The following is a 24,918-nucleotide window of genomic DNA, read 5'->3' as shown; positions in this document are numbered from 1 at the left end:
GGCGAGCTGCGCTCGTCGGGCCCGGCTCAACCTGGATCCACCGGTCCGGGCACTCCATCTGCTGGTTGAGCCGCGAGGAGCGCTAGCGACGAGCGTGTCGAAACCTCTGTACCACAATGCATTTGATGGTGGCGCACTTGTCGAACTGTGATGGTATCGAACATCGACGCGTGTGCACCCGTAGGGTGCACACGCCTCACTTGCCGGGTGTCATCGCCGGAATTGGCGCGGACCGTCGAAAGTCGTTGTGGCTGAGAGGTTTCGACACGGCCCTCGGCTAGCGCCTCGGACCGGCTCAACCAGCGAAATGGCCCACCGTCGGTGAATCCCGGCTCAACCGGCGAAATGGGCCTGCCGTCGGTGGAACCAGGTTGAGCAGTGAGCGTGGGTCGGGACTCGTTGATTGAGCGAGCGCAGCGAGTCGAAATCGCCGGTGACATAGCCGACGTCGGCGCGTCGGTGGTAGCGATGGTTTGGCAACAACCGAACCGCCGAATGCGCCTGGCGGGCGGGCGCGCGACTACGATGATCGCCACGATGCCACGCGGTATGCGCGGCCCGCACGGAATCTGTTGTGTCACCAGGGGTTTCGACTGGGCTTCGCCTCGCTCAACCAGCGGATGGGGCGGCCGTCGGTAGGTTCAGGCTCAGCTGGCGGAGTGGGGGTGGCGGTCGGTAGATCCGAGCTCAACCAGCGAAAGGGCTGCTCACCCGGCGTGACCGATGAGTTGGGCGGGATAGTCGACGCCGGTCAGCTCGGTGGACAATGTCCACAAGCGCTGCGCACTGGCGTTGTCACGCAACGGTTTCCACAGTTTCTGCGGTCCGGGCGGGCCGCCCGCATTTCCCGGCCACTGCGGGCCGAAGAATGCGCCGTCGGCGGGGTCGGTCGCGGCGAGGAGCGCGGGCAGCTGCGCGCTTTGCAGCGTTCCGACCCCGAGTCCCCATGAGGAGAGCAGGCGGATCGCCCGGGCTCCGGCGGTATCGCGGGTGCGACCCACTTCGGGCCGGGCGGCGAGCAGGTTCGACGGCGCCACTCCCGGATGGGCGATGTTGCTGGTGATCCCCCACCCCTCGGTACGGCTGCGCCGGTTCAACTCGAGACCGAACAGGCCGCACGCGATCTTCGACGCGCGGTACGCGGCCATGGCGTCGTAGCTGCGTTCGGAGTCGACGTCGTCGAAGTCGATCCGCCCGCTGCGCGCGGCAATGCTCGTCTGACTGACCACACGCGCCTGCCCGGCTCGGAGCAACGGCAGCAGGTGGCCGGTGAGGGCGAAGTGGCCGAGATGGTTGGTTCCGAACTGCACCTCGAATCCGTCTGCGGTGATCCCGCGTTCCGGCGGCGTCATCAGGCCCGCATTGTTGATGAGCAGATTGATCGGTGTGCCCGCGCGGCGCATTTCGTCACCGAACGCCGCGACCGACGCCAACGACGACAGATCCAGCGCCCGCAGTTCAACGTTCGACGCCGGGTGCCGCGCCCGAATCTGTTCGACGGCGGCCGTTCCCTTTCGCGAATTGCGCACGGGCAGAATCACTTCTGCGCCCGCGCCGGCCAATGAGATCGCGATACGCAGGCCGATGCCGTCGCTGCCGCCGGTGAGGACGGCCCGCTTGCCGGTGAGGTCGGGGAGGGGTAGGTCAGGTGTGCGTGGCATCGTGGCTCTCCAGTAGTCGATGGGTATCTACGACTCTGCGCCACGTCGGGATAGGTATCCACGGACCGTTGATCCGTGGATAGTGTCCGCGGGCCGCGCGACAATTGCAGGCATGATCGATCGAACGGGCCTCGCCGCGTTCCTCCGGCGACGTCGGGAGGCTCTTCAACCCGAAGACGTAGGGCTCCCACGCGGGCGACGGCGTCGGACCAGAGGGCTGCGACGGGAAGAAGTGGCCACGTTGTGCCACATGTCGGCCGACTACTACTCGCGGCTCGAGCAGGAACGGGGCCCGCATCCGTCAGAGCAGATGATCGCCGCGATCGCGCAGGGGCTGCATCTGACGCGCGATGAACGCGACCACCTCTATCGGCTCGCTGGACACCAGCCACCGTCGCGCGCGGGCGACAGCGAATTCATCAGCCCCGGGATGATGCGGATCTTCGATCGGCTGACCGACGACACCGCGGCAGAGATCGTCTCCGAGCTGGGCGAAACATTGCGGCAGACCAGGCTGAGCGTTGCACTCATGGGCGATATGTCCCAGTACGTCGGCGCGTCGCGCAGCATCGGCTACCGGTGGTTCACCGATCCGCACACGCGCGAGCGCTACCCGATTGAGGACCACGAGTTCTATTCGCGGATGTACGCATCGGGTCTGCGGACCGTGCTGGCTCAGCGCGGGCCGGATTCCCGGGCGGCTGAGCTCGCCGACCTTCTCACGACGCAAAGCCCCGAGTTCGCCGAGGTGTGGGAGAAGCACGAGGTGGGCATCGTGCCTCGCCAGCAGAAGCGACTCCTGCATCCCGGCGTCGGGCCGCTGGACCTGCACTGTCAGATCCTGCTCGATCCCGAACAGTCCAACACGCTGCTCGTCTACACCGCCGTTCCCGGCAGTGAGAGTTACCAGCGGCTGGCGTTGCTGGCCGCGGTCGGCGACCCGGCGTCGTTCTAGGGCGGGCTCGCAGACGCCGGTCGCAACATGCCGGCCGATTCTGCAATCACCCCGCAACAGTCGTTGACGTCGGCGCAACGTTGAGTCCTTAACGTTCTGCTCACCCCCGAGACGAACGGAAAATGACCATGGCCGATCAGGCAACGACTCAACAGGGTCCGGCACGGGACATCGTCGAAGCGGCGGGCATGCCCGTCGGCAGCGGACTGATCGAACCCGACTACGACCCGAGGCTGACCAACGAGGATCTGGCACCCCTGGGCAAACAGACCTGGGGCTCCTACAACATCTTCGCCTTCTGGATGTCCGACGTGCACAGCGTCGGTGGCTACGTCACCGCGGGCAGTCTGTTCGCCCTCGGATTGGCCAGCTGGCAAGTCCTCCTGGCGTTGGTCGCCGGCATTGGCATCGTGTACTTCCTGTGCAACCTGGTCGCGAAACCCAGCCAAGTGACCGGCGTTCCGTACCCGGTGATCTGCAGAAGCGCCTTCGGGGTGCTCGGCGCCAACATGCCGGCGATCATTCGCGGGTTGATCGCCGTCGCCTGGTACGGCATCCAGACGTTCTTGGCATCCGCGGCGCTGGACGTGGTCCTGATCAAGCTGTTTCCCGGACTAGCCCCGTACGCGAAGGTGGCCGACTACGGCTTCCTCGGACTGTCCGCGCTCGGTTGGGCCAGTTTCATGGCGCTGTGGTTCATCCAGGCATGTGTCTTCTGGCGTGGGATGGAATCGATTCGCAAGTTCATCGACTTCTGTGGACCCGCGGTTTACGTCGTCATGTTCGTGCTGTGTGGATACCTGATCTCGAAGGCCGGCTGGAGCTCGATCAACCTCAACCTCGGCGAGGTCAGTCATAGCGGATGGAGCTCCATTCCGGTGATGCTGGGTGCGATCGCGCTGGTCGTGTCGTACTTCTCCGGTCCCCTGCTCAACTTCGGCGACTTCGCGCGCTATGGAAAGAGTTTCGCCGCGGTCAAGAAGGGCAACTTCCTCGGACTTCCGCTGAACTTCCTGGTGTTCTCGTTGCTGGTCGTGGTGACCGCATCGCTGACCGTTCCCGTCTTCGGCGAACTCATCACCGACCCGGTGGAGACCGTCGCCCGCATCGACAACACCTTCGCGATTCTGTTGGGGGCACTCACTTTCGCCATTGCGACGGTCGGCATCAACATCGTCGCCAACTTCATCTCGCCGGCGTTCGACTTCTCCAACGTCAGCCCGCAGCGAGTCAGCTGGCGCGCGGGAGGAATGATCGCGGCAGTCGGCTCAATCCTGATCACGCCGTGGAACCTGTACAACAATCCCGACGTCATCCACTACACGCTGGAGACGCTGGGCGCGTTCATCGGACCGCTCTTCGGTGTGCTCATCGCCGACTATTACCGGGTGCGCCATCAGCACGTCGTCGTCGACGATCTGTTCACGATGTCGCCGAAGGGAACGTACTGGTACCGGCGCGGGTACAACCCCGCGGCGGTGATCGCAACCGTCGTCGGCGCGGTGATCGCCGTGTTCCCGGTGGTGTTCACCAATCTTTACGGCATGCACACCGCCGCACAGTACAGCTGGTTCATCGGCTGCGGTGTCGCGTCTGTCCTGTACTACCTGCTGGCCACCAAGACCACTCGGTTCGCCGTGACCAATGTCGTGAACACGAGTACGACCGAGATCGAGGTACCCCAGTAGCCGCTGTCTTAAGCTACTCGGGCCGCTGGGACCGCGCGTGAGCGTAGAACGACATGCCGACTTCGACGAGGGTCTTTCCGGTGGATTCGTCGGACAAGCGGCCGGTCATACTCACCAGCGCGCGGTGCCGATCGTCGAACTCGACGGCGTCGATCTGGGCGGTCCCGACGAGTGTCGTACCCGCCCGGACCGGACGCACGAATCGCACCGGACCCAGCTCCCGGCCGGCGATCACAGCGACATCGTTGAGCATGTTGATGACGGACAGCCGCTGAAGGATGGCCAGCGAGTGCAGCCCGCTGGCGATCACGCCACCGTAGACGCCGGCTGTGGCGCGCTCCGAGTCGATGTGATGGTCCTGCGGATCCCACTGTCGGGCAAAGGAGTCCAGGTCCTGCGCAGTCAAGTGATAGGAGCCGAGCTCGCGTCGTTCACCGACTCGCAGATCCTCCGCGTAGATCAGGGTCATTCGTTCGCCTCCGTGAGGATCCGCTCGTAGTCGGCGCGCATCGTCGAATCAGATACTGCCGCAACCTGATTGGGTACGGCCCGGCGTAGCAGCTGATCGCGCACGCGCTGTGGCAGCAGGCCCGACACCGCCACCAGCGGTCCGACCGATGCGGGCACCCACACGTGAAACCGCTTGCGCCCGACGGTCGAGATAACGGCGCCGGCGACATCACCCGGTTGCAACTGGCGCACCGAGCCGGCCGAAGTCCCGACGGCCAGTGCGGTTTCCACGACGGTTGGCATCACCACCGACAGAACGACGCCGCTACCGCGTAGCTCCTCGCGCACCCCGGTCAAGTACCCAAGGACGCCGTGTTTCGTTGCGGCATAGGTGGATTCGCCCGGAGGAGCCAGCTTCGACGCCGCCGACGCGATCGTGATGATCTGCCCCCGGCCGCGTTTGCGCATGGTCGGCGCGGCCAGTCGCACACCGCGGATCACACCCATCAGGTTCACGGCGATCATCTTCTCCGCGGCCGCGGGTGATTCGGCATCGAACGGCCCGACCCACATCACGCCCGCGTTGTTGATGAGGATGTCGATGGGGCCGAGGTCGGCGGCGACGTCGGACAGGAACGTCGAGAACGACTCCTCATCAGTGACATCGAGTGGATACCGCCGGATGGAACCAACCGCTCCCAGCGGCCCCGATCGGTCCAGTCCCAGGTCGCCGACGGCTACGGCGGCACCGCGCTCGGTCAGTTCGGTTGCGATGGCATGCCCGATGCCGCGCGCCCCGCCGGTGACCGCCACGACCTTCCCGCGGACTCGCCGGCCATTGCGTTTCAGTGGTATTCGCACGCGCCCATCTTCTACGCCGGGAGCCGAGGGCCGCAACTGTCGGGCGATGTCGGGGGTGCGAGAAACCCGAGCGCGCGTAACCTCGCGGTGGGAGCCGTGTATGGGGCGGAGCGGGTTGGGTTGGGTTCTTCGTCTCGCCAGACCCCTCGTTACACCGAAGCTCGTTCCTCGCTTCGGCACTCGGGGAGCGGGGGGACACTGAAAGCTCGTTCCTCGCTTCGGCACTCGGGGAGCGGGAGGAACCGAAGCACGTTCCTCGCGGTCACTCAGCACGGCGGTTACACCGAAGCTCGTTCCTCCTTCGGCACTCGGGGAGCGGGGCGGTACCGAAGCACGTTCCTCGCTTCGGCACTCGGCCTGGATCCACCGATGGCACCCGCTCCGCTGGTTGAGCCGGTCCGAGGCGCTAGCCGAGGCCCGTGTCGAAACCACGGTGACACAACAGGTTTCGTGCGTCCGTTCATCTCACGCTGTGATCATGGTGATTATCTCCAGCCAGGCACCCAGCAGGTGCATTCGACGGTTGCGCTGATGCTGCCGTCCTGGTCAGCCGCGAATCACCGAAATCTGTTGTTTCACAGTGGTTTCGACACGCTCGTCGCTAACGCTCCTCACGGCTCAACCAGCGGATAGGGCCTGCCATCGGTGGATCCAGGCTCGGGGAGCGGGGGGACACTGAAAGCTCGTTCCTCACTCGGGGAGCGGGGGGACACCGAAGGCATTCGGGAGCGGGCGTGACGTCGACTAGCCGAGCCGTCGGCATCTCCGGCCACTAACCCAGATCCATCCCTTCGATCAGCGCGCCCATCGTCGTCTGACCGTCCAGTGCTTCGCGGATGATGTCGGCGTGGCCGCAGTGGTGGGCCGTCTCACGTAGGCGGTGCATGACCAGGCGGCGGACCGGCCACCACTCACGCTCGGGCTGCCACGGTGCCGTCGGCATCGGAATCAGTTCGTCGAGGCTGTCCACTTCGGTGATCACGGCGTCGAATTGTGCTCCGGCACGGTCGTATTCGGCTAGCCAGTGCTCGACGGTGTCGTCGTCGCGGAAGAGGTACGATTCGACGCCCGCGGCCGGGTCGAATACCGACGTCTCGTCGCGCGCCACTATCTCGGCGGCCGTGTCGGCGTCGCCGATCGCCACGTGCTTGAGCAGACCGCCGAGCGTCAACTCCGACACCGTCGAGCGTTGTCGCGCTTGCTCGTCGGTGAGATTGCGCAGGGTGATCTTGAGCAGTTCGCGCTGGTCGCGGAGCAGTAGAAGCAGGTCACGCTTCTCGCCGGTGAGGTCGGGGGACAGTTCGACGGCGGTGTAGGTGCCGGCCATGGTGGATGCCTCTTCCTGTCGGGTTCTTGCGGGCATCACCGAAGTTACAGCCTATATAGGACAAGATCTGTCCACAATGAAACAGAACCGTCAACTTCTTGCGACGAAACGAAATCGGTCACCGCGATAGGCCGATCGCGTCCACTCGACGACAACCCCGGCAGAGTTGCGGGCCTGTCGGTGCACGAGGAGAAGCGGTGCGCCAGAAGGTATTTCGAGGAGATCGGCTTCAACCGGCGTAGCGAGTGCGGTTTCGATGCTGTCTTCGACGGCGTCGATCTCGATGCCGTAGTCGTCGCGCAGGGTGGCATAGAGCGAGCCGTTGGCGACGACTCGTTCGACGAGGCCGGGCAGCCGGCCGGGCAGGTGCGCGGTCTCGATGGCCATCGGCTCGTCGTCGACGATGCGCAGCCTGGTGAGCTGGTGTACACGGCTGCCGATCGCGATCTCCAGGTGGCCGGCGAGCTCGGCGTCGGCGCGGATCCGCTCGGCGGAGAGCAGGCGTGAGGTGACGGTCTTGCCTTCCGCCCCGAGGTCGTGGGTCAACGACGTGAGCTGCCGGACGTGGACCAAGCGTGGCGGTGAGACGTAGTTCCCGCTGCCCTGCGTGGGGCGCAACACGCCCTCGGCGGTCAACTCCGCGATCGCCTTGCGCAACGTCGTGCGCGATGTGCCCAGCTCAGCGGCCAATTGGCGCTCGGGGGGCAACGAAGTTCCGGGTTCCGCCTCGGCGATCCGTTCGCTGAGTGCAAGTTTGATCTGGAAGTAACGCGGCAACCGGGTGAGCTGCTCAGCGGATTCGGTGGTCATGAATTTCACGATACCTATTGCGCACGCAATTGGTATATGCCAATGTAGTTCCCATCACACATTGGTCTAGACCAATGTTGGATCACGAGAGAGGCAGGACATGACCAATCCAGTACCGGTGAAGACCACCGGCTTGGCCGCGCTCGTCGCCATCGCGGCGGCGAGCCTGGGCATCATCTACGGCTACGACACGTCGAACATCGGCGCCGCCAAGGACTTCATCAAAGAGCAGTACACACTGGGCGACGGGATGACCCAGGCGATGGCCACCGTGGTCGTCGTCGGCGAAATCCTCGGCGCCATCGTCGGCGGCTGGTTCGCCAACCGGGTCGGCCGCAAGACCGCGATGGTCACGGTCGGCGCGTCGTACGCGGTCTTCGCGCTGTGCAGCGCGATCGCCCCGTCGGTCGCACTTCTGCTGGTCGCCCGGTTCATGCTGGGGCTCACCGTCGGCGTCTCGGTGGTGGTGGTTCCGGTCTTCGTCGCCGAATCCGCACCGGCCAAGAGCCGCGGTGCGATGCTCGTCGCCTACCAGTTCGCGACGATCGTGGGCATCATCCTCGGCTACGTCTTCGGATTCATGCTCGCCGACAGCGGTCAGGGCGCCTGGCGCTGGATGCTCGGCATCGCCGCCATCCCGGCGGTCTTGGTCACCCTGGTCCTGATGCGCCTGCCCGACACTGCCCGCTGGTACATGTCGCAGAATCGCGAAGACGAAGCACGCCAAGCACTCTCGCGGGTTGAGCCCGACGCCGACGCCGCCGAGATCGAGCACGAGCTCGCCGACATGCGTCAGGCCCTGCGCGACGAGTCCGGTGGCGGTCTGCGCGAACTGTTCCGCAAGCCCTTCTCCCGCGCCACCTTCTTCGTCGTCGGCCTCGGCTTCTTCATCCAGATCACCGGCATCAACGCGATCATCTACTACAGCCCCGACATCTTCGCCGGCATGGGCTACAACGACAACTTCGGCAAGTACATGCTGCCCGCGTTCGTTCAGCTCTTCGGTTTGGCCGCGGTGATCGTGTCCCTGTTCACCATCGACCGCTTCGGCCGACGCCCCATCCTGCTCGGCGGTATCTCCACCATGGTCGTTGCGTTCATCACGATGATCGTCGCCTACCAGATGGCCGGCGGAGAGTTCAAGGGCGGCGGCGCCGCGGGCATCGTCGGATTCATCGGTCTGGTCCTGGTCGTCATCGGCTTCTCCTTCGGCTTCGGTTCGCTCGTCTGGGTCTATGCGGGTGAGGCCTTCCCGGCCCGGCTGCGCGCCTACGGTTCCAGCGCCATGCTGACCGCCGACCTCGTCGCCAACGCCATCGTCGCTCAGTTCACCCTGACCATGATCAACGGCCTGGGCGGCTCGACGACCTTCGCGATCTTCGGAGTCCTCACCGTCTGCGCGCTCGCCTTCGTCTTCAAGTTCGCTCCGGAGACCAAGGGCCGCAAGCTCGAAGACATCCAGCACTTCTGGCAGAACGGTGGCACCTGGCCCGCGGACTCGGCCGCCCCGATCGAAACGGCCAAGTGATCCGATGAGTCAGCACGCAGTCCTCGCCCTCGACATCGGCGGCTCCAAGACCCACGCGGTCCTCGCCCGCAACGGCGCCGTCGTCGCAGAATCCATCGTCGGAAGCGCCAACGTCTCGTCGGTCGGCGTCATCGAAGCGGGTCGCCAGCTCGACGTCGTCATCGAACGTGTCGGTGGCGCTGACGGAATCCGCGCGGTGTGCGCGGGCGCCGCGGGCGTCGACACCCCGTCGTCGGTGAAGGTTCTGCGTGACTTGATCTCCGAACGCATCCCGCAGGCCCGGGTGCGCGTGGTCCACGACAGTCAGATCATCCTCGCCGCGGCGGGAGTGATCGACGGCATCGCGGTGATCTCCGGAACCGGCTCGGTCGCCTGGGGCCGTGCCGGGGACACCAGCGCCCGCGCCGGTGGCTGGGGTTACCTCCTCGGCGACGAAGGCAGCGGCTATTGGGTTGCGCGAGAAGCGATTCGCCGCCTCCTGGCCAGCATCGACGACAACCACCCCGGGCAGCCGCTCGGGCAGGAACTCGCCGCCGACTGCGGATTGTCCGACGCCATGGAACTGCTCAATCACTTCTACGCGCAGACCGACCGCCGCTACTGGGCCGGACGCGCACGGGTCGTCTTCGAGATGGCTCAGGCGGACGACCCGCTGAGCACCGGAATCGTCGACGCCGCATCCACGGCGCTCGCCGAGCTGGTCCTGCAGGTCGCCGCGCGGCTGCAGATGAAGGGCCCGGTGGTCATGGCCGGCGGCCTGGCCGTTCATCAGCCCGCGCTGCAGCGCGGAGTCCGCCGGGTTCTCGGCGCACGCGGCATCACCGACGTCCGGGTGCTGTCGGTCGACCCGGTGCGCGGCGCCGTCGAACTCGCGGGGCGACTCCTCGACGACGACTCGCCTGCCCCGCGGCCGGCGTCGTGACATCCTCGATCCATACCCTCTCCGGAAATCGGCGCAAGCCACCTACGAAAGGACTTTCATGACCACCACGCAGGCGAATCAGCCCGGAGCCTTGATGGCCGCGGAGATCGCGGAGCAGCCACAGGCATGGAAGACGTTGTTGGACAATGGAACTGAGGCGATTGCCGCCGCAGCCGCCCGCATCGTCGAATACAATCCGCGCTTCGTCCAGTTCGTGGCCCGCGGCACCAGCGACCACGCCGCGCTCTACGCGAAGTACATCGTCGAGATCTCGCATCAGCTGCCCGCGGGGCTGGTCTCGCCGTCGACGATGACCGTCTACGGCGCGCAGCCCGACCTGCGCGAGGTCCTCTACATCGCGGTCAGCCAGTCGGGCGGATCCCCCGACCTCGTGCAGTCGGTCGAGGTGGCCCGCGCCCAGGGCGCGCTGACCGTGGCGATCACGAACAACGAGTCGTCGCCGCTGTCGCAGGCCGCCGAGTTGCACATCGACGTGCTCGCGGGCGCCGAGAAGTCGGTGGCGGCCACCAAGTCGTACACCTCGGAGCTGCTGGCGCTCTACCTGCTGCTCGATCGTGTTCGAGGTGGCGATGGCTCACTCGCACAAGCACTTCCGGATCTCGCCGCGCAGGTGCTCGACGGCGACGCGCACGTTCGCGAGGTGGCGCAGCGCTATCGGTTCGCGCAGCGGCTGATCGCCACCGGCCGCGGCTACTCCTACCCGACCGCCCGCGAGGGAGCGCTGAAGTTGATGGAGACGTCATACCTCTCGGCGCAGGCGTTCTCCGGTGCGGATCTGCTGCACGGTCCGCTCGCGACCGTCGACCCGCAGGTTCCGGTACTGGCCGTGGTCCCCGCCGGTGCCGGCGGCGAAGCCATGATCCCGGTGCTCGAGCGTCTCGCGGAGCGCAACGCTGACGTGTTCGGCGTCGGCGCCGCCGATCGCATCGCCGGTCTCGCGGGCGGCATCTCGTTGCCGGCCGGTGTGCCCGACGTTCTGTCGCCGCTGCTGGAAATCATTCCGCTGCAACAACTTGCGCTGCACCTGGCAGTCGCACGCGGCGGCGACCCGGACACCCCGCGCGGTCTGCGCAAGGTCACGGAAACCCTGTGACGTCGATGATCGTCTCCGCCGCACGTGTCGTCGCCGACGGGCAGGTGCTCTCCCCGGGCTGGATCGAAGCGGCCGACGGTGTGCTCACCGGCGTCGGCGAGGGGCAGCCCCCTCGTCCCGCCGATCGTGAATTCCCTTCGCACACAATAGTTCCGGGATTCGTCGACATGCACGTCCACGGCGGGGGCGGTCATTCCTACACAGACGGGGTAGCCGACGAGGTTCGACGCGGCGTCGAATTTCATCGGTCCCACGGAACGACGACGTCGGTCGCGAGTCTGGTCAGCTCGAGCCCGGCGTCGTTGCTCGAACAGATCGAAGCGCTGCGCGGACTGGTCGCCGACGATGTGATCGCCGGGATCCATCTCGAGGGTCCCTGGCTGAGCCATCATCGTTGCGGCGCACACGATCCCGGCACGCTGCGTGATCCCGACCCCGCGGAGATCACGCGTGTGCTGCAGGTAGGCGACGGGGCCATCGCCATGGTGACGATGGCCCCGGAGCTGACCGGCGCGCTGGATGCCGTCGAACAGTTCGTCGACGCCGATGTGCTTGTCGCAGTGGGGCATACGGAGTCGGGGTATGCGCAGGCGCGGGCCGCCATCGAGCGCGGGGCGCGGGTGGCGACGCATCTGTTCAATGCGATGCGTCCGCTGCATCATCGTGAGCCGGGGCCGATCCTCGCGCTGCTGGAGGATCCGCGGGTCACGATCGAGATCGTCGGCGACGGGGTGCACGTGCATCCCGACCTGGTGTCCTACGTCGCGGAGGCCGCGGGCCCCGACCGGGTTTCGCTGGTCACCGACGCGATGGCTGCTGCCGGCATGCGCGACGGGTCGTACCGGTTGGGGGTTCTCGACGTCGACGTGGTGGATTCGGTTGCACGCGTGCGGGATACGGGCGCGATCGCGGGAAGCACCGCGACGATGGGGGTGCTTTTCGCGCGAGCGGCCACGCTGTTGACCGAAGGGCCGAACGGATTGAGCGACTCGGATGCGTTGCTCGCGGCGGTGGCGATGACGTCGTCGACGCCCGCGCGCACGCTGGGGCGGGCCGACGTCGGGGAGCTCGCGGCGGGTAAGCGTGCCGACTTCGTCGTCGTCGACGAGGGGGCCGGGGTCGTCGGGGTGTTCACGCGAGGGCGATGGGTCTAATGAGTTGCCCACAACTAGGTTGCGCACAATCTAAATGTGGGCTACTGTCCTTCTTGTGACCGACGAACTCGCACTCGACAAGCAACTGTGTTTCGCGCTGTATGCGGCGTCGAGGGCGATGACGGCCGTCTACCGGCCGATGCTCGACGAGCTCGGGGTCACCTATCCGCAGTACCTGGTGTTGCTGGTGCTGTGGGAACGCGACGGCAGGGGGGTGCGCGAGATCGGGACCGAACTCGACCTCGACACCGGAACCCTGTCGCCGTTGCTGAAAAGGCTTGAAGCGCTTGGTTTCATCGAGCGCCGACGATTGGCCGCCGACGAACGTCGGGTCGAGGTTCACCTCACCGAGGCCGGGCGCGCGCTGCGCGACGAGGCCGTGAAGATCCCGCACTGCCTCGCCACACGTACCAAGCTCGACCTCGATGAGGCGGCCGCGTTGCATGGCTCATTGGTGAGACTCACCGCGGCGCTGCAGTCGCCCGACGAGTCGTAGTCGGTCCCCAAACCCCCTCGCAAGTCCCCTGAGAGATTGGAAACTGTCATGAGTGCCATTTACACCGCAGAAGCGCTGGCCACCGGCGAAGGACGCAACGGCCACGGCCGGACGTCGGACGGTCGCCTCGACCTCGACCTCGCCATCCCCGCCGAAATGGGTGGCAGTGGGCAGGGAACCAACCCGGAGCAGCTGTTCGCCGTCGGGTACGCCGCATGTTTCCACTCGGCGCTTCAGCTCGTCGCGCGGCAGGAGAAGGCCGACGTCACCGACTCGTCGGTCGGCGCCCGGGTGGGCATCGGCCCGAATGATGCGGGCGGCTTCGCCCTGCAGGTCACCCTCGAAGTGACTCTGCCGAATCTCGACCACGACACCGCTCAGGCGCTCGCCGACAAGGCCCACCAGGTCTGCCCCTACTCAAACGCCACTCGCGGCAACATCCCGGTCACGATTACGGTGAGCGACGACTGACTCCGCGATCCCACTGACAGGCCCAGATCCGATCCGAGAATTCTCGGGTCGGATCTGGGCCTTCAGGTCGGACTCGCGGCGAGGAACTGATGTTCGACGCCGCCGCGGAGCCGTCCGCAGGGGAACTTTCCGTCCAGTAGATCGACCATGAACTGCGCCAGTCCTTGGCGGTGGTAGAGCCACACGCCGTCGAGGTCGGTGAATAGGACCGGCCACTTGTTGGGGTCCTTGTGGTTGCGGTGCCAGTAGCCGTAGTACCCGCCGACGGCGGCGCCCCAAGGTGTGAACATCATCGCGCCGGTGCCGAGGTCGACGGCGCACTCGCTGCCGTCGGGCTCGGTCCACAAATGGGTCGGGGCACCGTCGCGAGCGTCTTCGAGTTCTTCGGCTGCCGCGGTGGCGAAAGCGAAGAGATCGTCGCCGCCGCGACCGTCGGGCACCCAAACGGTCAGCGCGCCGTCGAATCGTCCGGCGCCGTAGCGTTCGACGATCAATTCGTAATCGTCGGGCAGGTTCAGTCCGAAGCGTTTGCGCACGTCGGTCCAATTGATCGACGTTGCTGTTTCCGGCGGCGGGACCAAGGTCTTCAACGCGTCGACCCCGGGGGAGGCTGCGCGCCGGTGCAAGGATCTCAGCAGCATCAAGGTGCGTCTCCCCAGAGATGTTCGCGACTCGGTGTGGCCGTTTTGGCCGACAATCGACGCTATCGCGGACTGCGAATTTAGTAAGTCGTTCAGGCAACCGATCGACTCCCGGATTCACTGAAACAGTCAGTCGACTTAACTTCGTGTGTACCCTACATATGGACACGTTCGCCGGCGTCGACGCCGGACTCGACAGCAAGGACACCTGGCCATGGGCACCCTCGACGGAAAAGTCGCATTCATCACCGGCGTCGCGCGCGGGCAGGGTCGCGCGCATGCCGTCCGGCTCGCGCGGGAGGGTGCGCACATCATCGGCGTCGACATCGCCGGGCCGCTCCCCGGTGCCGTGCCCTATGACTCGGCGACACCCGAGGATCTGGCGCAGACGCGTGCGCTGGTCGAGGGCGAAGGGGTGCGATCGCATTTGGTGCAGATGGATACGCGCGACGTCGATGGGCTCAATGCGATTGTCGCTGAGGGTGTTTCACTCTTCGGTGGGCTCGACGTCGTCGTCGCGAACGCGGGTATCTGCGTGCCCGAGGCGTGGAACGAGATCACCCCGACGAGCTTCGCCGACGTCATGGACATCAATGTCACCGGAACCTGGAATACCGTGATGGCCTCGGCGTCACACCTCATCGAACGTGGCGGCGGCTCGGTGATCCTGATCAGTTCGGCCGCCGGAATCAAGATGCAGCCGTTCATGGTGCACTACACGACGAGCAAGCACGCGCTCGTCGGGATGGCACGCGGGTTCGCGGCGGAACTCGGCAACCACAACATCCGCGTCAACACCGTTCATCCCGGTGCCGTGGCGTCGCCGATGGGGTCCGGGTCGATGGTCCAGCGACTGCAAGACACCGCCGCGACCAACCCTCGCCTGCAGGGGATGGGTATGCCGTTCCTCAACCAGTTCATCGCCGAGCCGGAAGAGATCTCCAACATGGTCGCGTTCCTGGCGTCCGACGAGGCGAAATTCATCACCGCCGCCGCCTTCGCCGTCGACGGCGGGCAGACCGTGTTCTGAGTCGGCGCGGGACGGATTGGAATCTGTCCTGTGGTCGACGTCGGGGGAGCCGGTCCCTTGCCGGCGGTGAGTTGGCGGTTTGTAATCGGACCTGGGGTCGTCGTGGCTTGGCCGAGCTGAGTGGAATCTGCCCCGTCACCGACGTCGGGGGAGCGGGTCCCTTGCCGGCGGTGAGGTGGCAGTTTGTAATCAGCCCCGGGGTCGTGGTGGCTTGGCCGAGCCGAGTGTAATCTGCCCCGTCACCGACGTCGGGGGAGCGGGTCCCTCGCCGACGCTGAGGTGGCAGTTTGTAATCGGCCCCTACCTTTGACGCAGTAAGAACCGCTGGACCTTGCCGCTCGGTGTCTTCGGGAGCGCGTCCACGAAGTGGACGGTCCGCGGGTACGCGTGCGCAGCGAAGCCGGTCTTGACAAGTTGTTGCAGCTCGGCTTCCAAGGCTGCGTCGCCCTCTACGTCGTCGGCCGTCACCACGAATGCCTCCAGGACTTCGCCGCGCAGTTCGTCGGGCCGTCCCACGACGGCGACGTCGATCACCGCGGGGTGTGTGATCAGCACGCTCTCGACGTCGAACGGCCCGATCCGGTACCCCGCCATGATGATCACGTCGTCGTCGCGCGCGGTGAAGAAGAACCGGTCCTCCTCGTCCTTGCGGCCGGTGTCTCCGGTCAGGTACCAGCGGCCGTCGTCGGTGTAACGCTGGGCCGTCTTCTCCGGAGCGTCGAGGTAGCCGGTGAACCACATCAGCGGGCTCGCGGTGGTGTCGATGGCGATCTGGCCGTCGACGACGTCGACCGAGAAGCCCGGCATCGCATAGCCCATCGATCCGGGAATGAGATCCTTGCGCAGGTCGTCGTGCCAGTGATTGTTGACGAACATCCCGTGCTCGGTCTGTCCGTAGTGGTCGCGAACCTCGGTACCCAGCGCATCGACCGACCAGGTGATGACGTCAGGGGTCAGCGGCTCGCCCGCCGACGATGCGCGACGCAGGTGGAAGCCGGAGATCGCCGGATCGGTTTTGATGCTGCGGTAGACGGTCGGGGCGGCGGCGAAGTTGGTGACGCCCAGCTCGGTGATCAGTTTCGAGGTGACCGCAGCCGAGAATCCGGCGTGCAGCAAGATGTTTCGACGCCCCGCGGCCAGCGGACCGAGGATGCCGTAGTAGAGGCCATACGCCCAACCGGGGTCGGCGGCGTTCCAGAAGACGTCGTCGGCGCGGACGTCGAGCCCATAAGTCAGGTATGCGACGAACGCCGCCAGCGATCGCACCGGCACCGGCACGCCCTTCGGCGCACCCGTTGTCCCGCTGGTAAAGATGAGCACCAACGGAGCATCGCCACCCGCCGCAACGGACGTCGCGATCGGCTCACTCTCCTCGATCAGCGCCGAAAACTGCGGGCCCGCGACGATCGTGGTGATTCCCTCGATCCCGTCCAGCTTGCTCACCTGGCTGTCTTCGGTGATGACGAGCTTCGCGTTGCCGCCGGTGAGCCGCATCTCGATAGCCGGCGTCGCGAATGCGGTGAACAACGGAATGTACACCGCCCCCAGCCGTGCGATGGCGAGCAACGACACCACCAGCTCGGCTCGCTTGCCCATCAACACCCCGACCGTGTCACCTTGCGAAATACCTTGTGCGGCAAGGGCAGTGGCGAGCCGCTTCGACTCCGCCGCGAGCTCGCCGTAGGTCAGGTCGGTCATGGCCAACTCGCCCTGCTCGTCGACGTCGATCTGGGTGAACGCGACGGCAGACGGATCGTGCCGGTCGACGAGCAGGTGCGCTGCGTTGGCGTCGGCGGCACTGAAGGTCGTGAGCCACTCGGTCAGAGCGGCGTCGACGGCGGGCGGCTGGGTCTGCGACATGGGTTCCTCACCTGCGGATAGTCTGTAACTTGAGTCACAGGATCGCATCCTGCGCCGGTACGCGACACCCTCCGAAGAGGGTGGGAAAGGTCAGCCGCCATGTCAGTCGAATTGTCGGGCGCCGACGTCGGCGACGCACTGACCCGCCTACGTGCCGACAGCGGCGTCTCCCTCGCGTTCCTGGGCGTCGTCGAGGATTCCGACCGGCTGCGCCTGCGACATTTCGTCGGTTCGACGATGGGGGCATTACGCGACATCCCGGTCGCCATCGGGCACGGACTGGGCGGGAAGGTGGTGTCGTTGGGGCGACCCATCGTCGTCGACGACTACCTGCGAACGTCGCGGATCACGCATCGCTATGACCGGGTGATCGCAGCCGAAGGGCTGCGTGCGATGGCTGCCGCGCCGATCATCGTCGACCGACGGCCGGTCGCCGTGCTGTACGCGGCTCTGCACACCGACGACGTCATCGGCGGGCGAACGCTGGATTCCCTGGCCGCTGAGGCGCGCGCCGTCGAGCAGGTGCTCATTCGTCGGGCCGCGCTGGCTCAGGCTTCAGAGGACGCGGCGCTGCACGATCGAGTCGCGTTGGCGTTCGCGCGGATCCGGCAGCTGAGCGGCGACGTCGACGATCCGCTCATCGCGGCGCAGCTCACCGAGCTCGCGGAGTTGTTGCGCGGCGAGGAGGCAACCGGCGTCGCCCTCACTCAACGTGAGCTGGACGTGATTTCCCTTGCCGCACTTGGATATTCGAATTCTCAGATTGCCGCCGAACTGACCCTGACGCTGTACACGGTGAAGAGTTACATGCGCGACGCGATGCGCAAGTTGGGGGCGTCGAATCGCCGGGAAGCGGTAGTGCTCGCGCGCCGGGGTGGCCTGATCGCATAGGTCACAGACCGCCGGTATCTGAAATCGCCTACAGTGGGCGCATGTCTGGAGTCCTCCTGAATCCCACGTCCGCCGACTACTCGCACTTCGACGCCGAGACCCGCCGGTTGCTGCGTGCGACCATCGACTTCTTCGAGTCCTACGGCAAGGAGCGCCTGCTCACGGCGGATCTCAATGCCGAGTGGGTCGCCGACTTCCTGGAATTCGAGAAGAACGAGAAACTGTTCGCGACGTTCCTCACCCCCGCCGCCTACGCCGACGGGGACGAGAATCGTCGCTGGGACGGCGCCCGAAATGCGGCGCTGAGCGAGATCTTCGGCTTCTTCGGATTGGCCTACTGGTACGCCGAGCAGGTGACCATCCTCGGTCTCGGACCGATCTGGATGTCGGCCAACGAGACCGCCAAAACCAAAGCGGCACAACAACTCGTCGACGGGGAAGTGATGGCGTTCGGGCTGTCCGAGCGAGCCCACGGCGCTGACGTCTACAGCACCGACATGATCCTGACCCCCGCCGAGGAAGGTGCGGCGTCGGATGTCGCCGGCGGCTTCACGGCGTCGGGTACCAAGTACTACATCGGCAACGGCAACGTCGCGGGGATGGTGTCGGTGTTCGGCCGCCGCGCCGACGTCGACGGCCCAGAAGGCTACGTCTTCTTCACCGCCGACAGCCGCCATCCCAATTACAAGTTGATCGACAACGTCGTGCACGGGCAGATGTTCGTGTCGACGTTCGAACTCGACGAGTACCCGGTCTCCGCCGACGACATCCTGCACACCGGTCCGGCGGCGTTCGCCGCCGCGCTCAACACGGTCAACGTCGGCAAGTTCAACCTGTGTCACGGGTCGGTCGGCATGTGCGAGCACTCGCTGTATGAAGCGATCACCCACTCCAACAACAGGATTCTGTACGGCAATCCGGTCACCGACTTCTCCCACGTCCAGGGCAACTTCGTCGATGCTTACGCGCGTCTGACCGCGATGAAGTTGTTCAGCGATCGCGCCGTCGACTACTTCCGCAGTGCAAGCCTCGACGATCGTCGCTACCTCCTGTTCAACCCGGTCACCAAGTCGAAGGTCACCTCCGAGGGCGAGACCGTGATGACCCTGCTGCTCGACGTGATGGCCGCCAAGGGTTACGAGAAGAACACGTATTTCCACCAGGCCAACCGGTTCATCGGGTGGCTGCCGCGGCTGGAGGGGACGGTGCACGTCAACGTCGCGCAGATCCTCAAGTTCATGCCCAATTACCTGTTCAATCCGGTGGAGTATCCGCAGATCGGCACTCGCCTCGACGCCGCCGACGATGCGTTCTTCTTCGCGCAGGGCCCGGTCGGCGGTGCGGGCAAGGTTCGATTCGGCGATTGGACCGCCTCCTACGAGCGGCGTCCGGACCTCGCCAACGTCGCGGTGTTCTACGAGCAGGCCAAGGCGCTGCAGAAGCTGCTGCTGACCGCTGCCCCGAGTGCCGAGCAGCAGAAGGACCTCGACTTTGTCCTTACCATCGGGCACCTCTTTTCACTCGTCGTCTACGGTCAGCTGATCCTCGAGCAGGCCGAGATCATCGGGCTCGACGACGATGTGCTCAACCGCATCTTCGACTTCCAGATCCGAGACTTCTCCGGCTACGTCGTCGCGCTGTATGGCAAACCGTCGGCGACTGTGGCACAACAGGATTGGGCCTTGTCGGCGGTTCGACGCCCCGCGGTCGACGCGGAGGGCTTCGACCGCGTCTGGCAGCAGGTGAGGGCACTCGACGGGGTGTACACGATGCCGGAGTAGTGAGCCGTCAACTGGCGTCCCCCTGACGATGGTCGAAGGGCATATTGCCCTCGGATCGTCGCGAAGGGGACGCCAGTTCACGTCAGGTCGCGTGTTCGTCGCCGACGGCGGCCGCAGACCGCTGGTTTCAGTGTGGATTCACGGTCGATCCGGGGTGGGCTGCCACTTCTTGCTGGTTGAGAGGCGAGTCCGAGTCGGACCTGGAGGTGACAACAGGTTTCGCGTGACCTCTGCTGTCGAGCTTCCGGCCGCGGCCGACGCCGTGCGGGCCGCGGGTCTCGGTATGAGGTGAACTGTGCGGGGGACGGCAGCGCTGATGTGCGCGTTCCGGCGCTGCCGCGGTCACCCCACGGGTCTCGACCAGCTACCTCAGAGATATGCCTCGTCGCTACAGCTAGCTGTAAGACCCGTCCTCGACCACCCAGGATTGGGCGTGTTGCTTGTCTGTGCGGCTCGCCCATCCAGAGATGGGCGTGCGGCTCGCCAGACCCCTCGTTACACCGAAGCTCGTTCCTCGCTTCGGTACTCGGGGAGCGGGGTGTTCCGAATCTCGTTCCTGGCTTGGGTGCTCGGGGGGCGGGGTGTTCCGAAGCTCGTTCCTGGCTTGGGTGCTCGGGGGGCGGGGTGTTCCGAATTCTCGGTAGCTCGTTGTGGTTGCGTCCCGCAGCCGCGGTCACGCGATTTCGACTCGCTGCGCTCGCTCAATCCACAAGCTCATCGAGACGCCAAAGCGTCCCAGCCGAACCGCGTCGGAGTCACGCCAAGTCGGCCAACGGCACACCGGTATCGGCCAGCTTCGCGGTGTCCACCGACTTTCGCGAGCGGATCAGGGCCTTCACGTCGTCGGTCACGCCCCAGACGTTGACGTTCATTCCGGCGAGTACTCGATCGTCGGCGTCCAGCCAGAAGGCGATGAATTCGCGGGTGGCGAGGTTGCCGCGGATGATCGTCGACGTGTACGACGCCGCGTGCCCGACGTACTCCATGCCAAGATCGTACTGGTCGGTGAAGAAGTAGGGCAGAGCGTCGTAAACGGCGTCGTCGCCGAGGATCGCGGCTGCGGCGACGGCCGGCTGATTGAGTGCATTCGCCCAGTGCTCGGTACGAATCCTGGTGTCGTAGAACGGATTATCGGCAGCGGCGATGTCGCCGACGGCGTAGACGTCGGGGTCGCTGGTCCGTAGCGACGAACTCGCCGCGACGCCGCCGTCGACGATGTCCAGCCCGGCCGCCTCGGCGATCTCGATATTCGGCGCAGCGCCCACCGCGACCAACACGGCGTCGGCTTTGATCAGCGAACCGTCGGTGAGCCGAAGTCCGGTGGCGCGGCCGTCGGCGGTGGTGATCTCTTTGACGCCGCTGCCGAATCGGAAGTCGACGTTGTGTTCGCGGTGCAGATCGGCGAACACCTCGCCCAACTCCGGACCGAGTGCCGCGAGCAATGGCGAATCGGCCGACTCGACGACGCTGACCGTGACACCGGCGGCTCGCGCGGCGGCGGTCACCTCCAGCCCGATCCACCCCGCCCCGACGACGGCGAGCGTCGAACCGGTCTTGAGCGCATGTTTTATCTCGCGGGCCTCGTCGACGGTTCGCAGAAACAACACGTTGTCGGCGTCGGCGCCGGGAATCGGGGGATGCTTCGACGACGACCCCGTCGCGAGGATCAGTGTGTCGTAGCCGACGGTCGCACCGTCGGCCAGCGTGATCTGCTTGTCCGCGAGATCGACGCCGGAGACCGTCTCGCCGAGCCGCAGTTCGACGTCGTGATCGCGGTACCACGTGGCGTCGTGAACGGTGAAGTCGGCGAGGTGTTTGTGCCCGGTGAGAACCTCCTTCGACAGCGGAGGCCGCTCGTACGGCAGATGGCGTTCGGTGCCTATCAGCACGATTCGTCCACTGAAACCCTTGTCGCGCAAGGCTTCTGCAGACTTCGCGCCGGCCAGCCCGGCGCCCGCGATGATGATGGTTTCCTTCGCTTGCGATTCTGAAACGGCCATGAGGTCGACGGTACGCCGGACGGGCGGTCGATGGGGCTTTCGGCCGTATTCGACACGTGCGCAACGCTGAGGCGACCCACGCACTTCGGCCCGCGATGTCAGTGCTACTTAGTAGGGTTGTCAGGTAGCTCACCACAACCGGCGAGCGTGATCCACGTATCTCCCAGAAGGAGTCTCGATGCCCCAGACCGTCCGCGGCGTCATTGCGCGTAGCAAGAAGGCACCCACCGAACTCGTCGACGTCGTGATCCCCGACCCGGGTGCCCGCGACGTCGTCGTCGACATCAAGGCCTGCGGCGTCTGCCATACCGACCTCGCCTACCGCGAGGGCGGCATCAACGACGAGTACCCCTTCCTGCTGGGCCACGAGGCCGCGGGCATCGTCGAGTCGGTCGGCTCCGACGTCACCCATGTCGCGGTCGGCGATTTCGTCATCCTCAACTGGCGTGCCGTCTGCGGCGAGTGCCGGGCCTGTAAGCGCGGTCGTCCCTGGTACTGCTTCAACACCTTCAACGCTTCGGCCCCGATGACGCTGACCGACGGTACCGAACTGACTCCCGCCCTGGGCATCGGCGCCTTCGCCGACAAGACTCTCGTCCACGAATTGCAGTGCACCAAAGTCGATCCCAGCGTCGACCCGGCTGTCGCAGGCCTTCTCGGTTGCGGCGTCATGGCGGGCCTGGGCGCGGCGATGAACACCGGCGGCGTCGGCCGCGGCGACTCGGTGGCGGTGATCGGCTGCGGCGGCGTCGGCGACGCCGCGATCGCCGGAGCGAAGCTGGCCGGCGCGACGAAGATCATCGCCATCGACCGCGACGCGAACAAGCTGGAGTGGGCCAAGGACCTCGGTGCCACCCACACCATCGACGGCTCGGCGGTCGACGACATCGTCGCCGCCGTGCAGGAACTCACCGACGGCAACGGCGCCGACGTCGTCGTCGACGCCGTGGGTCGCCCGGAGACCTACGAGACCGCCTTCTATGCGCGTGATCTCGCCGGAGTGGTGGTGCTGGTCGGGGTGCCGACGCCGGAGATGAAACTCGAACTGCCGCTCGTCGACTTCTTCTCCCGCGGTGGGGCGCTCAAGTCGTCCTGGTACGGCGACTGCCTGCCCGAACGCGACTTCCCGATGCTCATCGACCTCTATCAGCAGGGGCGTCTGCCGCTGGAGAAGTTCGTCACCGAACGTGTCGGGCTGACCGACATCGAAGCCGCGTTCGACGCCATGCACAAGGGCACCGTCCTGCGTTCGGTGGTGGAACTCTAAATGACCGCACGCATCGATCGGGTCGTCACGTCGGGCACCTTCTCCCTCGACGGCGGAACCTGGGACGTCGACAACAACATCTGGCTCATCGGCGACGACGCCGAGGTCGTCGTGATCGACGCCGCGCACCAGGCGGCACCGATCCTCGACGCCGTCGCCGGTCGTACCGTCAAGGCGATCGTGCTGACGCACGGGCACAACGATCACGTGACCGTCGCACCTGAGCTCGCCGAAGCGACCGGCGCCCCGGTGCTACTGCATCCGGGCGACGAAATGCTGTGGCAGCAAACCCATCCCGACGTCGCGCACGGCGAACTGTCCGACGGTCAGCGCATCACCGTCGGCGGCGTCGAACTGGAGATCATCAATACGCCGGGGCACTCGCCCGGGTCGTGTGTGGTGTACGCGCCGGCACTGCGGACGCTGTTCTCCGGGGACACGCTGTTCAACGGTGGCCCCGGTGCCACCGGCCGCTCGTTCTCCAGTTTCGACCTGATCATCGACTCGATTCGCGAACGTCTGCTCGGCCTTCCGCCGGAGACCGTCGTGAACACCGGCCACGGTGATTCGACAACGATCGGTGCCGAGGCGCCGCACCTGGAGGAGTGGATCAAACGCGGGAGCTGACCGTCGCGGTTGGGGTGTCCGGGCGGGTCAGCGTCTGCAAAACCGTGCGCCCCTCGCCGGAGTCGTCGACCAGCCGTGCCGTGCGGTGGGAGATCTTCCAGCGGCCGTCGACGCGTGCGAGTTCCCAGCGGTTCGCGGTGAGCCGCGCGACGACGAAGGTTCCCGCCGAACGTCGTAGCACCAGCATCGAATAGCTCACGACCGTCGCCTGATCACCATCGAGCCTGATCTGCGGCGCGGCCATGACGTGTCCGGCGCCGGAGGCGATGATCGATTGATGTTCTGCGCCGCTTACCATCGCGCCGATCTCGTCGTGGCCGCGCATGATCCCGGTGTCGACGTCGTAGACGGCGTCGGCGGTGAACAACTCCGCCGAGGCATCGGCCGAACCGGTGTCGACGGCGGGTCCGTAGCTGTAGACGAGTTGGGTGATGGCGAGCTGATCTTCAGCGACCTGGAGGCGTCGTTCCAGGGCGGCGAGGCGTTCCTCGATGGTCATGTGACGCTCTCCTCGGGTGGCGTGAACTCGATATCAAGCTGTGTGGCAAGGTTTTTCAGCGACTCAAGCTGTTCGATGTGGTGGTCGGCGCTCGACGATGCGATGGTCGCCGAGACGACGGTCGCTCCGGCGTCGCGCAGCCGATTCAGTTGGCGCAGTGCGGAATCGGCGGCGGCGATCGGGTCGAGTCGACCGGTGGTGAGCACGACGCCGAATCCGGCGGGCCGCTCGACGTCGGCGAGCATCGCCGCGATCTCCTCGGGCGACAGCGCGAATGGGCAGAAGGCGTCGCCCAATTCGACGGCCCGACGCAACGCCCGGCGCGTCCGGCCGCCGACCCAGACAGGAACCCGGCGTTGCGCAGCATGCGGTTCGACGACGATGTGGTCGTAGGAGTAGAACGGGCCGTCGTGGGTGGGGCGGCCGGTGGAGAAAGCGGAGCGGATCGCGGCGAGGGCGTCGTCGGCGCGCGCGCCTCGATCGGCGAATTGTGCACCCAGCACAGCGAATTCGGATTCGAGGCTGCCGACGCCGACGCCGAGGACGAGTCTCCCGCCGGATACCTGGTCGAGCGTGCCGTATCGCTTCGCGACCTCGAGCGGGTGGTGGTAGCCCAGTACCAGAACGTTGGTGGCGAGGCGGATCTGCGACGTCGTCGCGGCGAGAAAACCGAAGGTGGCCAACGGATCCCAGTAGGTGCCGCCACGCTCGGCGGCGACGTCGGCGGGGATGGCGACGTGTTCGCTGCACGTCACGTGGTGGTAGCCGAGGGCATCGGCGGCCGCGGCGATCGACGATATCTCGCCGATTCCGGCAGCGGCCTCCCACGCATTCGATGACGCCGGGTGCGCGGTGACGACGGGCAGCGCGACGCCGAGACGCACG

At 65.9% G+C, this 24,918-nt stretch carries 23 protein-coding genes; 13 read left to right on the top strand and 10 right to left on the bottom strand.

Annotated features, from left to right (window positions below; translation table 11 throughout):
• Positions 1-707 precede the first annotated feature (707 nt).
• The gene (locus HH308_RS23020) at positions 708-1,661 is read right to left on the bottom strand and encodes an SDR family oxidoreductase (protein ID WP_170196593.1); all 954 of its coding nucleotides are present in this window, start codon (positions 1,659-1,661) and stop codon (positions 708-710) included.
• Positions 1,662-1,773: 112 nt separating this feature from the next.
• Here HH308_RS23020 and HH308_RS23015 point away from each other — a divergent pair, with 112 nt between their 5' ends.
• Together HH308_RS23015 and HH308_RS23010 are read left to right on the top strand one after the other, a co-directional pair.
• Positions 1,774-2,616, top strand: a complete 843-nt coding sequence (locus tag HH308_RS23015) for a helix-turn-helix transcriptional regulator (RefSeq protein ID WP_170196592.1) — start codon at positions 1,774-1,776, stop codon at positions 2,614-2,616.
• Between the two features lie 128 nt (positions 2,617-2,744).
• Positions 2,745-4,304, top strand: coding sequence for an NCS1 family nucleobase:cation symporter-1 (locus HH308_RS23010; protein WP_246284785.1), 1,560 nt, complete (start codon positions 2,745-2,747; stop codon positions 4,302-4,304).
• A gap of 13 nt (positions 4,305-4,317) precedes the next feature.
• On the opposite strand, the gene HH308_RS23005 is transcribed toward HH308_RS23010, so the two are convergent.
• The 4 genes from HH308_RS23005 to HH308_RS22990 all read right to left on the bottom strand — a co-directional run bounded on the left by HH308_RS23005 (position 4,318) and on the right by HH308_RS22990 (position 7,752).
• Positions 4,318-4,773, bottom strand: coding sequence for a MaoC/PaaZ C-terminal domain-containing protein (locus tag HH308_RS23005; RefSeq protein WP_170196590.1), 456 nt, complete (start codon positions 4,771-4,773; stop codon positions 4,318-4,320).
• Complete coding sequence (locus HH308_RS23000) at positions 4,770-5,615, bottom strand: SDR family oxidoreductase (RefSeq protein ID WP_170196589.1); 846 nt, start codon at positions 5,613-5,615, stop codon at positions 4,770-4,772. The genes HH308_RS23005 and HH308_RS23000 overlap by 4 nt, the downstream gene beginning before the upstream one ends.
• Before the next feature lie 772 nt (positions 5,616-6,387).
• Positions 6,388-6,942: a mycothiol transferase gene (locus HH308_RS22995; RefSeq protein ID WP_170196622.1), complete on the bottom strand. Its 555-nt coding sequence runs from the start codon at positions 6,940-6,942 to the stop codon at positions 6,388-6,390.
• Between the two features lie 90 nt (positions 6,943-7,032).
• The gene (locus HH308_RS22990) at positions 7,033-7,752 is read right to left on the bottom strand and encodes a GntR family transcriptional regulator (protein ID WP_170196588.1); all 720 of its coding nucleotides are present in this window, start codon (positions 7,750-7,752) and stop codon (positions 7,033-7,035) included.
• Between the two features lie 100 nt (positions 7,753-7,852).
• Here HH308_RS22990 and HH308_RS22985 point away from each other — a divergent pair, with 100 nt between their 5' ends.
• From HH308_RS22985 to HH308_RS22960, 6 genes are all read left to right on the top strand, one after another.
• Entirely contained in the window at positions 7,853-9,280 is a 1,428-nt protein-coding gene (locus HH308_RS22985; protein WP_170196587.1) for a sugar porter family MFS transporter, read from the top strand.
• Between the two features lie 4 nt (positions 9,281-9,284).
• Positions 9,285-10,202, top strand: a complete 918-nt coding sequence (locus HH308_RS22980; RefSeq protein ID WP_170196586.1) for an N-acetylglucosamine kinase — start codon at positions 9,285-9,287, stop codon at positions 10,200-10,202.
• A 94-nt stretch (positions 10,203-10,296) separates the two neighbouring features.
• A complete protein-coding gene (locus HH308_RS22975; protein WP_211188766.1) occupies positions 10,297-11,316 on the top strand; it encodes an SIS domain-containing protein in 1,020 nt (339 codons plus the stop codon).
• A gap of 5 nt (positions 11,317-11,321) precedes the next feature.
• On the top strand, positions 11,322-12,470 hold the full coding sequence (locus tag HH308_RS22970) for an N-acetylglucosamine-6-phosphate deacetylase (protein ID WP_211188765.1): 1,149 nt from the start codon (positions 11,322-11,324) through the stop codon (positions 12,468-12,470).
• 55 nt (positions 12,471-12,525) lie between these two features.
• Entirely contained in the window at positions 12,526-12,966 is a 441-nt protein-coding gene (locus tag HH308_RS22965) for a MarR family winged helix-turn-helix transcriptional regulator (RefSeq protein WP_170196583.1), read from the top strand.
• 48 nt (positions 12,967-13,014) lie between these two features.
• On the top strand, positions 13,015-13,437 hold the full coding sequence (locus tag HH308_RS22960; RefSeq protein WP_170196582.1) for an organic hydroperoxide resistance protein: 423 nt from the start codon (positions 13,015-13,017) through the stop codon (positions 13,435-13,437).
• A gap of 62 nt (positions 13,438-13,499) precedes the next feature.
• Here HH308_RS22960 and HH308_RS22955 read toward each other — a convergent pair whose 3' ends face one another.
• Positions 13,500-14,078 carry a hypothetical protein gene (locus HH308_RS22955; protein ID WP_170196581.1) on the bottom strand — a complete coding sequence of 193 codons (579 nt, stop codon included), beginning with the start codon at positions 14,076-14,078 and terminating at the stop codon, positions 13,500-13,502.
• Between the two features lie 214 nt (positions 14,079-14,292).
• Between HH308_RS22955 and HH308_RS22950 the strand changes: the two genes are divergently transcribed.
• Positions 14,293-15,108 carry a mycofactocin-coupled SDR family oxidoreductase gene (locus tag HH308_RS22950; RefSeq protein WP_170196580.1) on the top strand — a complete coding sequence of 272 codons (816 nt, stop codon included), beginning with the start codon at positions 14,293-14,295 and terminating at the stop codon, positions 15,106-15,108.
• Between the two features lie 300 nt (positions 15,109-15,408).
• Here HH308_RS22950 and HH308_RS22945 read toward each other — a convergent pair whose 3' ends face one another.
• Positions 15,409-16,968, bottom strand: coding sequence for an AMP-binding protein (locus HH308_RS22945; RefSeq protein WP_170196579.1), 1,560 nt, complete (start codon positions 16,966-16,968; stop codon positions 15,409-15,411).
• Positions 16,969-17,067: 99 nt separating this feature from the next.
• Here HH308_RS22945 and HH308_RS22940 point away from each other — a divergent pair, with 99 nt between their 5' ends.
• Positions 17,068-17,859 carry a helix-turn-helix transcriptional regulator gene (locus tag HH308_RS22940; RefSeq protein WP_170196578.1) on the top strand — a complete coding sequence of 264 codons (792 nt, stop codon included), beginning with the start codon at positions 17,068-17,070 and terminating at the stop codon, positions 17,857-17,859.
• A 41-nt stretch (positions 17,860-17,900) separates the two neighbouring features.
• Positions 17,901-19,640 carry an acyl-CoA dehydrogenase family protein gene (locus HH308_RS22935; RefSeq protein ID WP_170196577.1) on the top strand — a complete coding sequence of 580 codons (1,740 nt, stop codon included), beginning with the start codon at positions 17,901-17,903 and terminating at the stop codon, positions 19,638-19,640.
• 755 nt (positions 19,641-20,395) lie between these two features.
• Here the strand turns inward: HH308_RS22935 and HH308_RS22930 are convergent.
• Positions 20,396-21,640 carry an NAD(P)/FAD-dependent oxidoreductase gene (locus HH308_RS22930; protein ID WP_170196576.1) on the bottom strand — a complete coding sequence of 415 codons (1,245 nt, stop codon included), beginning with the start codon at positions 21,638-21,640 and terminating at the stop codon, positions 20,396-20,398.
• A 178-nt stretch (positions 21,641-21,818) separates the two neighbouring features.
• Here HH308_RS22930 and HH308_RS22925 point away from each other — a divergent pair, with 178 nt between their 5' ends.
• Together HH308_RS22925 and HH308_RS22920 are read left to right on the top strand one after the other, a co-directional pair.
• Positions 21,819-22,907 carry an S-(hydroxymethyl)mycothiol dehydrogenase gene (locus HH308_RS22925; RefSeq protein ID WP_170196575.1) on the top strand — a complete coding sequence of 363 codons (1,089 nt, stop codon included), beginning with the start codon at positions 21,819-21,821 and terminating at the stop codon, positions 22,905-22,907.
• A complete protein-coding gene (locus HH308_RS22920) occupies positions 22,908-23,534 on the top strand; it encodes an MBL fold metallo-hydrolase (RefSeq protein ID WP_170196574.1) in 627 nt (208 codons plus the stop codon).
• Here HH308_RS22920 and HH308_RS22915 read toward each other — a convergent pair.
• The gene (locus HH308_RS22915) at positions 23,518-24,033 is read right to left on the bottom strand and encodes a nuclear transport factor 2 family protein (protein WP_170196573.1); all 516 of its coding nucleotides are present in this window, start codon (positions 24,031-24,033) and stop codon (positions 23,518-23,520) included. The genes HH308_RS22920 and HH308_RS22915 overlap by 17 nt on opposite strands.
• The gene (locus HH308_RS22910) at positions 24,030-24,917 is read right to left on the bottom strand and encodes an LLM class F420-dependent oxidoreductase (RefSeq protein WP_170196572.1); all 888 of its coding nucleotides are present in this window, start codon (positions 24,915-24,917) and stop codon (positions 24,030-24,032) included. Before HH308_RS22910 ends, HH308_RS22915 begins: the two co-directional genes overlap by 4 nt.
• Position 24,918 lies beyond the last annotated feature (1 nt).

The sequence above is a fragment of the Gordonia asplenii genome (assembly GCF_012933505.1).
Classification (GTDB): Bacteria; Actinomycetota; Actinomycetes; order Mycobacteriales; family Mycobacteriaceae; genus Gordonia; species Gordonia asplenii.
The sequence above is the reverse complement of the archived record's forward strand: the minus strand, read 5'-3'. Positions and strand labels throughout refer to the sequence as shown.